This is a genomic window from Sinorhizobium fredii USDA 257 (genome assembly GCF_000265205.3).
Lineage (GTDB): Bacteria > Pseudomonadota > Alphaproteobacteria > Rhizobiales > Rhizobiaceae > Sinorhizobium > Sinorhizobium fredii_B.
Genome location: NC_018000.1, coordinates 4,604,747 through 4,617,048, shown reverse-complemented (window position 1 = coordinate 4,617,048; position 12,302 = coordinate 4,604,747). Strand labels below are relative to the sequence as shown.

Below are 12,302 nucleotides of genomic sequence, written 5' to 3'. Positions count from 1 at the left end.
ACGTAAGGCTACCGGCTGTTCCGCGGTCCTTCGCACAGCGCCACATCCCATGGAACGCCAAATTGCGGGAAAACGTCGCCGCGCCATTGGTTCCCCGGTGGCTTCGTCCTATTTTCAAGACACGAACGAATCGGCGGTGCGAAGGACCATGCGGCAGTATCTCGAGCTTCTCGACCACGTGATGAGCAATGGAACCGACCGAGGCGACCGGACGGGCACCGGCACGCGTTCTGTTTTCGGCTATCAGATGCGCTTCGATCTCTCGGAAGGCTTTCCGGTGCTGACGACCAAGAAGCTGCACCTGCGTTCGATCATTCACGAACTCCTTTGGTTCCTGAAGGGCGAAACGAATATCGCCTATCTCAAGGGAAACGGCGTCAGCATCTGGAACGAATGGGCGGATGAACGGGGCGAACTCGGTCCGGTCTACGGCTACCAGTGGCGGTCCTGGCCGACGCCGGCCGGCGGCCACATCGACCAGATCGCCGGGCTGATCGAGGGCCTGAAAACCAATCCGAATTCCCGCCGGCACATCGTCTCGGCCTGGAACCCGGCGCTCGTCGACGAGATGGCGCTGCCGCCCTGCCACTGCCTTTTCCAGTTCTACGTGGCGGACGGCAAGCTCTCCTGCCAGCTCTATCAGCGCTCCGGCGACATCTTCCTGGGCGTGCCCTTCAATATCGCGTCCTATGCGCTGCTGACGATGATGGTGGCACAGGTGACGGGGCTGAAACCCGGCGACTTCGTGCACACCCTCGGCGACGCGCATATCTACCATAACCACTTCGAACAGGTGCGGCTGCAACTGACGAGAACGCCGAAGGCGCTGCCGAAGTTGGAGATCAATCCGGCGGTGAAGGACATATTTTCCTTCAAGTTCGAAGACTTTACGCTCGTTGGCTACGAAGCCGATTCACATATAAAGGCGCCCGTCGCGGTCTGATCACGACGCGAACGTGACAGGTGGCATCCGGACTGGATTTGTCGAGCGCGGCCCATATGTTCTGCGAATAAGCGAAGCATGGGGCCGCCTGATCGACCCGGCCATGCTCCGAAAAGCCGGCGACGACCGGCGGGGACGGGAGGTTTTGATGCTGACGCTGATCCATGCACCCTTGTCGCGCTCGTCGCGGATCATCTGGCTGCTCGAGGAACTCGGGGCCGAATACGAAATTCGCTACGTCAATATTCGCCGCTGGGACGGCTCCGGCGGGCCGGACGAGAACAATCCGCATCCGCACAAGAAGGTGCCGGCCCTCCTGCACGACGGGACGCTGGTCTGGGAGTCGGCCGCGGTGGCTCAATATCTGACCGATCTCTACCCGGACTGCAGCCTTGGGCGACCGCCCGGTCACCAGGATCGCGGCGCCTACCTGTCTTGGCTCGCCTATTATGCCGGCGTGATCGAGCCGACGGCGCTTGCGCATATTTCCGGCGTGACCGTCAACAACCCGGCGCTGGCGCGCCTTTACACCGAGATGTGCGCGCATGTGATCGATGTCTTGACGCGCCAACCCTATCTCATTGGCGAGAGGATGAGTGCGGCCGACCTGCTGCTCGCAAGCGCTCTGCAATGGATGCGCAAGATCCTGCCGGAAAGCGACGTCATCGATCATTACATTCGCGTCGTCACCGATCGCCCGGCGCTTCTGCGGGCCCGCGAAATCGACAGCAAACCGAGTGGCTTCCATGACTGATGCAAGACCGGACCCGAAGATCGTCATCGTCGTTGCGGTCGCGACCAATGGCGTGATCGGACGCGAGGGCGACCTGCCGTGGCGGCTTTCAACGGATCTGAAGCGTTTCAAGGCGTTGACGATCGGCAAGCCGGTTATCATGGGACGCAAGACCTGGGTGTCGCTCGGTCGTCCGCTACCCGGCCGGCCGAACATCGTCATCAGCCGCGACCCCAGTTTCACGGCTGCCGGAGCCGAGACTGTCTCGTCAGTTCCGGAAGCGCTCGAGAGGGCGCGGACGCATGCCGCGGCGCTCGATGCCGACGAGATCTGTATCATCGGCGGGGGTGAGATTTACCGGCAGTCGGTCGATCTCGCCGACGTGCTGCACGTGACGGAGGTGCAGGCGGAGGTGGAGGGCGATACGCGTTTCCCGCCGATCGATCCTCGGTCTTTCGAGAAGGTATTCCAAGAGGACCTGCCGCGTGGCGAGAAGGACAGCCATGCGATGCACTTTGTCACGTGGCGGCGACGCGAAGCGCTGTCAAAATAGCAGAAGTCTCAGCGGCGGAGCATCCCCGCTTCGTTCCTTTCCGGTCGCGTCGAGAAGCCGTCAACTATTTTTAGCCATTTACCGTGAACTCGCCCGTATCGCGTTGAAAGCAATGCACATGATACCTATAACGGGATCACGTCGTGACCGGCCGCAAATCTGCGGGGCGTTGAGCGAGAGAATTTTCTTTGAAGAGAGGTTTTGATGCCCTGGAGCAATCAGAATGGCGGCGGCGGCCCTTGGGGCGGCGGCGGCAATCAAGGGCCATGGGGTCAGGGGAATAAGCCGCGCGGCGGCCGAGGCGGGCCGCCGGATCTGGAAGAGATCATCCGTCGCGGCCAGGATCAGTTGAAGAACGTGGTTCCGGGCGGCTTCAACGGCGGCGTCTTCGTCATCGTCGGCCTGTTGATCGTCGGCTTCCTGCTGCTCAATTCGATCTACACCGTCCAACCGGATGAACGCGGCGTCGAAATGCGGTTCGGCAAGCCGAAGGAGGAAATCTCCATGCCTGGCCTGCACTATCACTTCTGGCCGCTTGAGACCGTCGAGATCGTCAAGGTGACGGAGCAGCAGCTCAATATCGGTAGCCGCGTCGGCGCCCAGTCGAGTGCGGGCCTGATGCTGAGCGGCGACCAGAATATCGTCAATGTGCAGTTCTCCGTGCTGTTCTCGGTCACCGATCCGAAGTCCTATCTCTTCAACGTCGAGAACCCGGCCGACACGTTGCAGCAGGTGGCCGAAAGCGCCATGCGCGAGGTCGTCGGCCGTCGCCCGGCGCAGGACATCTTCCGCGACAACCGTCAGGCGATCGCTGCCGACGTCAAGAACACGATCCAGGCGACCATGGATACCTATGGTGCCGGCATCTCGGTGAACACGGTTGCGATCGAGGACGCGGCGCCGCCACGCGAAGTGGCCGACGCATTCGACGAGGTGCAGCGCGCCGAGCAGGACGAGGATCGTTTCCTCGAGGAAGCCAATCAGTATGCCAACCAGATACTCGGCAAGGCGCGAGGTCAGGGAGCGCAGATCCGTGAAGAGGCGGCCGCCTACAAGGACCGCGTCGTCAAGGAAGCCCAGGGTGAGGCGCAGCGGTTCATTTCGGTCTATGACGCCTATTCCAAGGCGCCGGAAGTCACGCGCAGGCGGCTTTATCTCGAAACCATGCAGGATGTTCTCGGCAAGTCGAAGAAGGTCATTCTCGATGAGAAGAACGGCCAGGGCGTGCTGCCCTATCTGCCGCTCAACGAAATCGGTAGACCCTCGCAGTCGGGAGGTACCCAATGATAAACAATCGCAGTTCAATCATCCTCATCGTTGTCGCAGCGGTACTGGTCGTCGTCTACTCGTCGGTGTTCGTGGTCAATGAGCGCCAGCAGGCGATCGTCGTTCGCTTCGGCGAAATCCGCGACGTGAAGACCGAGCCGGGCCTTTATTTCAAGCTTCCCTTCGCCTTCATGGATGCCGACCGCGTGCAGTATGTCGAGGACCAGGCACTTCGCTTCGACCTCGACAATATCCGTGTGCAGGTTTCCGGCGGCAAGTTCTATGAGGTGGATGCCTTCGTGGTCTACAGGATCGCCGACCCTCGCCGTTTCCGCGAAACGGTTTCCGGCGACCGGGAATCTGCCGAAGCGCGCCTTCGCACGCGTCTCGATGCGTCGCTGCGCCGCGTCTACGGCCTGAGGGGCTTCGAGGCGGCGCTATCGGACGAGCGCGCATCGATGATGCGCGAGGTCCGTACCGATCTTCGGGCAGACGCCGAATCGCTGGGTCTCAATATCGAGGACGTTCGCATCCGCCGCACCGACCTGACCCAGGAAGTGTCGCAACAGACCTTCGAGCGGATGAAGGCGGAGCGCCTGGCTGAAGCCGAACTGATCCGCGCCCGCGGCAATGAAGCGGGCCAGCGACGCCGCGCGATTGCCGACCGCCAGGTGGTCGAGATCGTCGCGGAAGCCCAGCGTGATTCGGAAATTCTTCGAGGCGAGGGCGAAGCCGAGCGGACGGGAATATTTGCCGACGCCTTTACACGCGATCCCGGCTTCTTCGAGTTCTACCGCTCGATGGCGGCCTATGCCCAGGCGATCGGAAATCCCGATACAACCGTGGTGCTGTCGCCCCATTCGGAATTCTTCCGTTATTTCAACAGCGCGGACGGGGCAACGCCGCCGCTGTCGCCAACCGTGCCGGCGGCACCTGCGACCGCAGATTGAGCGGGCAATGTCCGATCTTCTGACCGGCTTTGCATTCTTCCTGATCATCGAGGGGCTGGTGTACGCACTGGCCCCTTTGGTTCTTGTGGAATTGGCGAAGCGTTTGCCGTATGTCCCGGAGCATCAGCTGCGCCTCGCCGGACTCACATCTGTGGCCGTTGGCGTCGGACTTGTTTGGTTGCTTCGAGGGTAATGCGAAATGACACATAGACTGCTGATCCGGTTGGTCGATGCCGAATATGCGATTACCCGCCTGAACATCGGGTCCGCTATTCCGGAGTGGCTGCCCGGCCCGGGGTTCTGGACAGTTTCGAGTTCGCGCGAGGAAATGACACTTGTTTGCCGCGCCGCCCGCGTCCCTTCGAGCGTTCAAAGTTCGCTTGGCTGGCGCTGTTTCCGCATAGAGCAGCATTTCAGCTTCGACGTGCCGGGTGTCCTGTCTTCGGTGCTTCGCCCGCTCTCGGCAGCCAGTGTGGGCGTTTTCGCCAATTCGACCTTCAGCACCGATTACATCTTCGTTGCCGGCTCCGATCTCGAGAAGGCGGTGCAGGCGCTGAAGGAACACGGCCACGAAATCACCACCTGATCTGTCAAAGATCAGGAAATCGTGTCTGGACGCTCCGGAAATCCGCCGTATCTTCAGAAGACGATCGTTTGCTGCGCAAAGTAGCCGCCGCAACGCCTTGCGGCAGTGGTATAATTCGCCGAAACGGATGGAACGGATTGCGCAGTGATCGCGGACCACCGAAAGCTATGGTCGGCGTGATGGAATGAGGAGCACAGCGACTTGTCGAAACGACCTGAAATCTTCCGCGGCCTGATGCTGGCGGCTGCGACGGCACTGCTCTTTTCCAATACGGCTCTTGCCGAGACGGCGCTGCCGCGGCCGGCCGCCGGCCCACCCTCGGTCGCCGACCTTGCCGAAAGCCTGCTCGACGCCGTGGTCAACATCTCCATCTCGCAGAACGTCAAGGGCGAGGATGACAATGCGCCGATGCCTCAGGTGCCGGAGGGATCGCCGCATCAGGAGTTCTTCGACGAATTCTTCAAGGGGCAAGGCGAGGGCGGACGCCCTCGCACGGTCAACTCGTTGGGGTCCGGCTTTATCATCGACCCGTCCGGCTACGTTGTCACCAACAACCATGTGATCCAGGATGCCGACGATATCGAGATCAACCTCTCCGACGGAACCAGGCTGAAGGCGAAGCTGGTCGGCACCGATACCAAGACCGATCTGGCGGTGCTCAAGGTCGAACCGAAGAAGCCGCTCACGGCGGTGTCCTTCGGCGATTCACGAAAGATCAGGATCGGCGATTGGGTGATGGTCGTCGGCAACCCCTTCGGCCTCGGCGTATCCGTCTCGGTCGGCGTGGTTTCGGCGCGCGGCCGTAACATCAATGCCGGACCCTATGACAGCTTCATCCAGACCGATGCCGCCATCAACCGCGGCAATTCCGGCGGACCGCTGTTCAACATGCAGGGCGAGGTGATCGGCATCAACACGGCGATCCTTTCGCAGACCGGCATGTCGGTCGGCATCGGCTTTGCAGTGCCCACCGAGCTTGCGATGAACGTCGTCAACCAGCTCAAGGAGTTCGGCGAGACGCGGCGCGGTTGGCTTGGCGTGCGGATTCAGCCGGTCACCGACGACATCGCCGAAAGCCTGAAGATGGAGGCGCCCCGGGGAGCGCTGGTTTCCGGCATCATCGAGGGCGGCCCGATTGCGCATGGCGAAATCAAGGCGGGCGACATCATCATCCGCTTCGATGGCAACGAGGTCGGAGAAATGCGCGATCTCATGCGCGCGGTCGGAGAAAGCCCCGTCGGCAAGGCGGTCGAGGTGGTGATCATCCGGGACGGCAAGGAGCAGACGGTGCGCGTGACGCTTGGCCGGCTTGAGGATGGCGAACACCTGGCGCGCGCGGGGGGCAGCGGGGAACTGAAGGGTGAGAGCGTCAAGCCAAGCGAACCGCCCGCCGCCACACTACCGGCGACGGACGTCATACTCGGCATGAAACTCGCCGTGCTCGACGCCGATCGCCGTAAGAGCTTCGGCATTGCCGAAAACGTCAACGGCGTCGTCGTGACCGAAGTCCAGCCGAATTCGCCGGCGGCCGAGCGCCGCGTCGAGGCGGGTGACGTCATCGTCGAAGTCGGCCAGGAGGCTATGGACAAACCGGAGGACGTCACATCGCGCGTCGAGGCACTGAAGTCCGACGGCCGCCGCAACGCATTGCTGATGATCGCCAACAAGACCGGCGAGCTGCGCTTCGTTACGGTGCGGATGGAGTAGCCAGGCGAAAGTCGACCCTGGACATCGGTGAAGAGCTGGCAAGCTTGCAAGTCCGAGAAAAGCGTGGCGCTGTGCGTCAATCACGGCACGTCGGCGCGGGAGTCTCCGTCTACGCTCGGCGCTTCCACTCCTTGTCTGTGATCGCATAAAGCACGTGACGCTTCAGATGCGCATGCGTGTCGGGCACGCTTGGATGATCGAAGTCGCGCAGAGGGTCCGGCCGCATGCCTATTCGCTTCATCACGGCCGTCGAGCGGATATTTTTCGCCACCGCGAAGGAGACGATCTCGCTCAGCCTCCTTTCGCCGAAACCGTGCTCGAGAAGCGCCAGCGCCGCCTCGGTCACGTAGCCCTTGCCCCAATGGGAGACGGCGAGGCGCCAGCCGATCTCGATCGTGCCGTCGGGCAGATGCGGCTCAAGATCGGTCCGCGCCAGGCCGCAGAAGCCGATCGGCAAGTCGCTGTCACGCAGCGCAAGAGCGAAGAACCCGAAACCGGTCTCGCCGATCCTCCGAGCGTTGCGGTCGAACAGTGCGTCGGACTCCGAGCGGCTGCGTCGAAACGGAAAAAACTCCATTACCTTCGGATCACTGTTGATCTCGGCGAAGAGATCGCGGTCGCCCTCGCACCAGCTGCGGATTCTCAGACGCTCGGTCTCGCGGATGATCACCTCGCGAAATCCGACTTGCGATAACCCTGGAGATAGAGAAGGGCGGAGAGATCGCCATGATCGATGCGGATCTTCGCCTGTTCGGCAACGACCGGCTTGGCGTGCAGCGCCACGCCGCTGCCGGCAAGCTGCAACATGCCGAGATCGTTGGCTCCGTCGCCGACAGCAATGGTATCCGCCGTCGAGATGCCGAGCCGTTCGGAAATCTCGATAAGCGCGTCGACCTTGGCCTGCTTGCCGAGGATCGGACGGGCGACTTCGCCGGTCAGGGCTCCGTCCTCTTCCAGGAGTTCGTTGGCACGATTTTCGTCAAAGCCGAGCTTTTCGGCGATCGGACCGGTGAAGACGGTGAAGCCGCCGGAAACGAGCGCCGTGTAGTGGCCCTTCGCCTTCATGGTGGCAATCAACTCGCGCGCACCGGGGGTGAGCGTGATGCGCTTGGCGATCACCTCGGCGATGACCGTGGCGGGGAGGCCTTTCAGAAGCGCCACGCGCTCTATCAGCGCCGGCTCGAAGGCGATCTCGCCGTTCATGGCACGGGCGGTGATCGCCGCGACTTTTTCCTTGAGACCGACTTCGGCGGCGAGTTCGTCGATGCATTCCTGGCCGATCATGGTCGAATCCATGTCTGCGATCAGAAACTTCTTGCGGCGGGTTTCGGCGTCCTGCACGGCGACGTCGACGGCCGCTCCATCCACTGAAGCCCGCAGCCGCGCTTCGGCCTCATGTGGATCGGTGCCGTCCTTGAGCGCGAGGTCGCAGGCAATGCCGTCGGCCAGCCAGTAGAGCCCGGACGCCTGAATGGCTTCGGCCGCCGCCTCCGCCAGCGCGGGCGTCAAGACAGGATTTGACGGATTGGCGATAAGCGTGGCAACGAGAGCCATGATGAAAAACCTTGATCGAGATATGGATGCGATCCTGATAACCGGGCCAACCGCCAGCGGCAAGTCCGCGCTTGCGGTGGCGCTGGCTAAGCGGCACGGCGGGGTGGTGGTCAATGCCGACAGCATGCAGGTCTACGACACCCTGAAGGTGCTGACCGCGCGTCCGGATGAGACCGAGATGGGCGGCATCGAGCATTTTCTCTACGGCCATGTGCCGGCGGGGCGGCTCTATTCGACCGGCGCCTGGCTGCGGGACGCCGAGGCGCTGAACGCCAAGCTGCGCGGCGAGGGCCGGTTGCCCGTCTTCGTCGGCGGAACAGGTCTCTATTTCAAGGCCCTGACCGGCGGCCTGTCGGACATGCCCGAGATTCCTGCGAAGATCCGCGAGGGGTTGCGAGAGCGGTTAAAGCTAGAGGGGGCGGCGGCCCTCCACGCCGAGCTTGAGCGGCGCGACCCGCAGACGGCAGAACAGTTGCGGCCCGGCGACGGTCAGCGGATCGTGCGGGCGCTCGAGGTCGTCGAGGCGACCGGCAAGCCCATTCGTCTCTATCAGCAGAGCCGCGGCCCGGTGATCGTCGATCCGACCCGAGCGCAGAAGATCGTCGTCCTGCCGGACCGTACGCTTCTCCACAGCCGCATTGACCGGCGCTTTGAGATGATGCTTGCAAGCGGCGCCGTGGAAGAGGTGCGGGCGCTCCTCGGTCTGAAGCTCCCGCCGGACATGCCGGTGATGAAGGCGATCGGCGTGCAGCAGATCGCCGCGATGCTGAAGGGCAAAATGAATGAGGCAGAGGTGATCGCGACGGGAGCAGCGGCGACACGGCAATATGCCAAGCGGCAGATGACCTGGTTCCGCAACCAACTCGATGACAGCTGGCAGCGGATTGCGCAACCAGATGAAGTTTTATAGCGGGCGGTTTTTCTCAACCTATCCCATGTTCCCGGAGCACCGCCTCCTCGTCACCGCTCACCCAGCCGAAGATTTTCGGCTCGCCATTGCGCAGCTGAACGAAATAGTGGACCTCGAAATCGATTGTGACATCCGGCTTCTTATCCCGCTCATAGACCGAACGCCAGTCGACCCGGACGAGGAAATGCAGCGCATCGATCGGCGTGATCTTGAGGTCGCGGATCTTGAGCTCCCTGGTGCCAATCGCCCGGTAACGGGCATAGCCCTTCTCCATCGACGTTTTCAGGCTCTCGTCGTTCTTTCCGGCCATGACGCCCACCGGCGAAGCCGCGATAAAATCCGATGCGAAGGCAAAGGTCGTATCGCCTACATCCATTTTCCTGGCGAGCACCCGATTTGCCATGCTTTCATAGCGTGCGAAAAAGCTCCGAAGGACGTCGTCCATCGCCTCCTCCTGTTGCGATGGCGTGATCGACGCCTGTTGATGCTGAATGAGGCGCCAGTCCTCGCCGGTTCGTGCATAGGTCGACGTGCAATAAGCCGCATAGAAGACATCGGGTTCGCGTCGGGCCTCGGCCCGGTAGGCGAGCACCAGGACGCTATCGTTGGGCCGAGCGCTCCTCTGCTCCGTCATCTCGACATTCTTCCATCGCGGGGCGCCATCAAGAGCCCGGATGATTTCCACCCCAACGAGGATGCCCACCGGCGCAAAGGCCATCAGGCATTCGTCATCGAGCAGGTGCTGGTATGCTCCGGCTCCTTCGAGCCACAGCCTGCGTTCCAGTTCCCAGGCCTCGCGGTCGTCCATGAGATCCTCCGTCGTGTTGGTCACGCCAGGCGCCTATGCAACAACGTCGGAGGTCGAAATCCGATCCGTGGATATTGCTGTTATTTGCGGATGATGCTGCCGAGAGGGCGCTTCAGCAGGCTTTCGCGCAATGATCCCGGGCGATGCGGTTCGGTTGGGGGCGCCGTGAAGCCACGTTCCAGCTGTGCCGGCATGTGCAGCGATCGCGCGGCGTCTCTTTCCGCCTGCCCGGACAGGATCTGCTCGCGGATCTGATTGAAGCGGTCGAGTTGCGGATCGGTCGGCTCCGGCCTGCGCGGCAACATGTCCGGGCGATAGGATTCGAGTGCGCGCTCCGGCGGATCGTAGCCGAACTCGGCAGGCTCGGCGTTGTCGAGGGCATCGGCGGCATCATCCTCGTGGAGCGGCGGCGGGCTGCCTTGTGCGGCGAGGTAGCTTTGCTGGAAGTTTGTAATATCCGGTCCGTTCATGGCGCGCATGCGGCTGACGATCGAACGAAGGTCGACGACCGGCGGCGCATCCTCGTCGACCTTGTCGATGATGCCGTGAGCACGGGGGAGCCGCTCCTCTTCGACCCGGCTGAAGCGCATGCGCATCGGCACCGCCACGGCCTCGCCGAAGGCGATCGCCTCGCCATTGCCGATCGAGGAGATGAAGCTGGTGGTCGAAATCGACGAATTGGAAATCGCCGAGCGGATGATTTCCTGATCGCGGTCATTGGCCAGCCGCATGGCGAAAACGGTCGAGCACTGCGACAGGATGGTCGGGTCGAGCTCGCCGGGGCGCTGCGTGATGATGCCGAGTGACACGCCGTATTTTCGGCCTTCCTTGGCGATGCGGGCGATCGCCTGGCGCGTCGGCAGGAAACCGAGCGTCGGGTCGGCCGGCACGTAACGATGCGCCTCCTCGCACACGACCAGCATATGGATGCCGCCATTGCTCCAGAGGCCAATTTCAAACGCCATGCGGCAGAGCACCGAAGCGACGGAATTGACAACCTCGGAAGGGATGCCGGCGAGTTCGAAGGTGGCGATCGGCTTGCCTTCGCCGGGTATGCGGAAGATCTTGGCAATCGTATCCTGGATCGTGTCGGTGATCGTGTTCGACGAGAACATGAAATGATAGCGCGGATCGTTGATTGCCGAGACAATCTTGACCTTCAGCGAGCGCAGGTGCGGCTTGTCGGTGCGGCCCTCGAGCCGGCCGATGCGCTCGTCGATCATCGCCAGGAGATCGGCGATGCGGTAAGGGACCGGCGTGTCGGCCGTGATCGAGCTTTTCTCGGTCTGGCGGCGCATCAGGCCGGTCTCTCCGCCCTTGAAGGCTTTCTTCGCATCCGGGATCACGTCGCGCAGGATGTCGAGCTCTTCCGCCGCCGGCGGCCGTCCGCGAAAGATCACTTCGGCGAATTCCTCCAGGCGGAAGAGCCAGAAGGGCAGGTCGAGCGTGTCGGTCTCGATGACCACCGCGTTCTCCGGGAAGGCAGCGGCGAACTCATTATGCGGATCGAGGATCAAGACGCGCAGCTTCGGATCGGCGGCGATCGCCTTGTTGAGGAGCAGGGTGACTGCCGTCGACTTGCCGACGCCTGTCGTGCCAACGATGGCGAAATGCTTGGCGAGCATCGAAGGCACGTGGATGGTGGCATCGAGGCTTTCGTCCTGCGTCAGCTTACCGATAACGCAACTGTCCAACTGCCGGGAATCATAGATGCGTGCCAGGTCGCTGGCTCGGATCCGATGCGCGATCGCGCCAAGATAGGGATAGCGGCTGATGCCGGCTGAGAACTCTTCGCGTCCGTCGGGGCCCTTGAAGACTTCGCCCATCAATTCGACTTCGATGCGAAAAGTGTTGTTGGTCTCCTCGCTCCATTCTTCGGCGGCGGTCTGCATGGAACAGACGAGAGCGACGACACGGTTTGTGCCGACCGAGATCGAGATCAGCCGGCCGACCGACCAGAGTTCGGTGAGCGAAGTCTCTCCCTGCTCGGCGATCGCCGCGATCGTAGCGCGCGAGCCGCTGCAGGCGACGACCCGGCCGAGGAAACGGTTTCCCGGCTTCATGCCGTCGCGGCGTTCCTGTTCTCCGGCGCTGATCGGCGCTTGAGTTTCACTGTTGGGCAATGCACACCTCGACTAATAGCGTTCCAGAATAGTGGAGCGGCTTTAATAAGTGGTTGCGGTGTCCCTTCCACTCGGTTCACGACAAACGTGTGGCGGGAGAAACCCGGCAAATCGGCGTTGACGGGTCACGGATTTCTGTTTATCAAATCGGCCCATGAAAAACTTCGCG

13 protein-coding genes are annotated in these 12,302 nt (G+C 62.1%); 9 read left to right on the top strand and 4 right to left on the bottom strand.

The features are described from left to right. Positions 1 to 148 precede the first annotated feature (148 nt). From USDA257_RS21655 to USDA257_RS21620, 8 genes are all read left to right on the top strand, one after another. The gene (locus USDA257_RS21655; RefSeq protein WP_014765111.1) at positions 149 to 943 is read left to right on the top strand and encodes a thymidylate synthase; all 795 of its coding nucleotides are present in this window, start codon (positions 149 to 151) and stop codon (positions 941 to 943) included. 148 nt (positions 944 to 1,091) lie between these two features. Beyond that, complete coding sequence (locus tag USDA257_RS21650; protein ID WP_014765110.1) at positions 1,092 to 1,697, top strand: glutathione S-transferase family protein; 606 nt, start codon at positions 1,092 to 1,094, stop codon at positions 1,695 to 1,697. Beyond that, on the top strand, positions 1,690 to 2,229 hold the full coding sequence (locus USDA257_RS21645) for a dihydrofolate reductase (protein WP_014765109.1): 540 nt from the start codon (positions 1,690 to 1,692) through the stop codon (positions 2,227 to 2,229). The genes USDA257_RS21650 and USDA257_RS21645 overlap by 8 nt, the downstream gene beginning before the upstream one ends. A gap of 204 nt (positions 2,230 to 2,433) precedes the next feature. Continuing rightward, positions 2,434 to 3,516, top strand: coding sequence for an FtsH protease activity modulator HflK (hflK, locus tag USDA257_RS21640; RefSeq protein ID WP_041414515.1), 1,083 nt, complete (start codon positions 2,434 to 2,436; stop codon positions 3,514 to 3,516). After that, positions 3,513 to 4,445, top strand: a complete 933-nt coding sequence (gene hflC / locus USDA257_RS21635; RefSeq protein WP_014765107.1) for a protease modulator HflC — start codon at positions 3,513 to 3,515, stop codon at positions 4,443 to 4,445. Before hflK ends, hflC begins: the two co-directional genes overlap by 4 nt. Positions 4,446 to 4,452: 7 nt before the next feature. Beyond that, positions 4,453 to 4,638: a DUF2065 domain-containing protein gene (locus USDA257_RS21630; RefSeq protein ID WP_012708553.1), complete on the top strand. Its 186-nt coding sequence runs from the start codon at positions 4,453 to 4,455 to the stop codon at positions 4,636 to 4,638. Between the two features lie 6 nt (positions 4,639 to 4,644). Beyond that, entirely contained in the window at positions 4,645 to 5,031 is a 387-nt protein-coding gene (locus USDA257_RS21625) for an ACT domain-containing protein (RefSeq protein ID WP_014765106.1), read from the top strand. Positions 5,032 to 5,232: 201 nt separating this feature from the next. Further along, positions 5,233 to 6,738 (top strand): Do family serine endopeptidase, encoded by a 1,506-nt coding sequence (locus USDA257_RS21620; RefSeq protein ID WP_014765105.1) that lies wholly within the window; start codon positions 5,233 to 5,235, stop codon positions 6,736 to 6,738. Positions 6,739 to 6,847: 109 nt separating this feature from the next. Here the strand turns inward: USDA257_RS21620 and USDA257_RS21615 are convergent, their stop codons facing one another. Together USDA257_RS21615 and serB are read right to left on the bottom strand one after the other, a co-directional pair. Then, complete coding sequence (locus USDA257_RS21615; protein ID WP_014765104.1) at positions 6,848 to 7,408, bottom strand: GNAT family N-acetyltransferase; 561 nt, start codon at positions 7,406 to 7,408, stop codon at positions 6,848 to 6,850. Beyond that, entirely contained in the window at positions 7,405 to 8,292 is an 888-nt protein-coding gene (gene serB, locus USDA257_RS21610; protein WP_041414514.1) for a phosphoserine phosphatase SerB, read from the bottom strand. Before serB ends, USDA257_RS21615 begins: the two co-directional genes overlap by 4 nt. Here serB and miaA point away from each other — a divergent pair. Next, a complete protein-coding gene (gene miaA, locus USDA257_RS21605; RefSeq protein ID WP_086018022.1) occupies positions 8,291 to 9,202 on the top strand; it encodes a tRNA (adenosine(37)-N6)-dimethylallyltransferase MiaA in 912 nt (303 codons plus the stop codon). The two genes, serB and miaA, sit on opposite strands and share 2 nt — an antisense overlap. Before the next feature lie 13 nt (positions 9,203 to 9,215). On the opposite strand, the gene USDA257_RS38585 is transcribed toward miaA, so the two are convergent. Both USDA257_RS38585 and USDA257_RS21595 read right to left on the bottom strand, forming a co-directional pair. Continuing rightward, positions 9,216 to 9,647, bottom strand: coding sequence for a hypothetical protein (locus tag USDA257_RS38585; RefSeq protein ID WP_041415502.1), 432 nt, complete (start codon positions 9,645 to 9,647; stop codon positions 9,216 to 9,218). Between the two features lie 443 nt (positions 9,648 to 10,090). Next, positions 10,091 to 12,073: an ATP-binding protein gene (locus tag USDA257_RS21595; protein ID WP_161623558.1), complete on the bottom strand. Its 1,983-nt coding sequence runs from the start codon at positions 12,071 to 12,073 to the stop codon at positions 10,091 to 10,093. Between the last annotated feature and the right edge of the window lie 229 nt (positions 12,074 to 12,302).

Coding starts and splice junctions, on each gene's coding strand:
- miaA (WP_086018022.1), top strand. CDS start 8,291: ATGATGAAAAACCTTGATCGAGATATGGATGCGATCCTGATAACCGGG.
- USDA257_RS21595 (WP_161623558.1), bottom strand. CDS start 12,073: ATGAAGCCGGGAAACCGTTTCCTCGGCCGGGTCGTCGCCTGCAGCGGC.
- hflC (WP_014765107.1), top strand. CDS start 3,513: ATGATAAACAATCGCAGTTCAATCATCCTCATCGTTGTCGCAGCGGTA.
- USDA257_RS21655 (WP_014765111.1), top strand. CDS start 149: ATGCGGCAGTATCTCGAGCTTCTCGACCACGTGATGAGCAATGGAACC.
- serB (WP_041414514.1), bottom strand. CDS start 8,292: ATGGCTCTCGTTGCCACGCTTATCGCCAATCCGTCAAATCCTGTCTTG.
- USDA257_RS21650 (WP_014765110.1), top strand. CDS start 1,092: ATGCTGACGCTGATCCATGCACCCTTGTCGCGCTCGTCGCGGATCATC.
- hflK (WP_041414515.1), top strand. CDS start 2,434: ATGCCCTGGAGCAATCAGAATGGCGGCGGCGGCCCTTGGGGCGGCGGC.
- USDA257_RS21645 (WP_014765109.1), top strand. CDS start 1,690: ATGACTGATGCAAGACCGGACCCGAAGATCGTCATCGTCGTTGCGGTC.
- USDA257_RS21625 (WP_014765106.1), top strand. CDS start 4,645: ATGACACATAGACTGCTGATCCGGTTGGTCGATGCCGAATATGCGATT.
- USDA257_RS38585 (WP_041415502.1), bottom strand. CDS start 9,647: ATGGACGACGTCCTTCGGAGCTTTTTCGCACGCTATGAAAGCATGGCA.
- USDA257_RS21630 (WP_012708553.1), top strand. CDS start 4,453: ATGTCCGATCTTCTGACCGGCTTTGCATTCTTCCTGATCATCGAGGGG.